We start from the raw sequence: 586 nt of genomic DNA, 5'->3' as shown, positions 1-586 counted from the left end.
TCATGACTGACCATTCTTCGCCATCCATTAGCAACCATGCAAAACAGACTAATAACGACAAACAGACAACCTTGAACACTGACCTAAATACTGCGCCGAAAATAGCCATTATCGGAGCTGGATTGACGGGTTTATTGACAGCGACTTTGTTGGAACGCGCTTTTATTAAGCGACAAAATAAACCATTGAATAATGCATCAATGCTGCACGTGACTATTTTTGAAAAATCACGTAGCGTTGGTCGCTTAGCCACACGCTATCGTACCGATAGTAGGACCAATCAAAACTGGCAATGGGCATTTGGCGCACAGTTCTTTACGGCTAAGTCGGATAGCTTTTCGCAGTTTATTCAGCCGTGGTTAAATACTGGATTATTGCAGCCTTGGTGTGCAGAAGTAGTAAATTTGACGCCAGCCAATAATACCGATCAGTCTCCTAATATTCAAAAAAAAGAGCAATGGGACACCACTCATGCGCGTTATATTAGCACCCCTAAAATGACCAGTTGGGGGCGCGCGTTGGCTGATGAGTTACAGCATACGACTATTAACTTTAAAACTCGCGTCGCACCACTTAGCCAGACACA

Annotated in this window: 1 protein-coding gene; it reads left to right on the top strand. The window is 43.9% G+C overall.

Annotated elements, in window-relative coordinates; translation table 11 throughout:
* Positions 1 to 71 precede the first annotated feature (71 nt).
* The coding region (locus ACS8FD_RS22880) for an NAD(P)-binding protein (RefSeq protein ID WP_439277546.1) at positions 72 to 586 on the top strand (515 nt) is incomplete at its 3' end.

Source organism: Psychrobacter sp. 1U2 (assembly GCF_051847575.1).
Note: the sequence above shows the minus strand (reverse complement) of the source record. Positions and strands in the feature narration are given on the sequence as shown.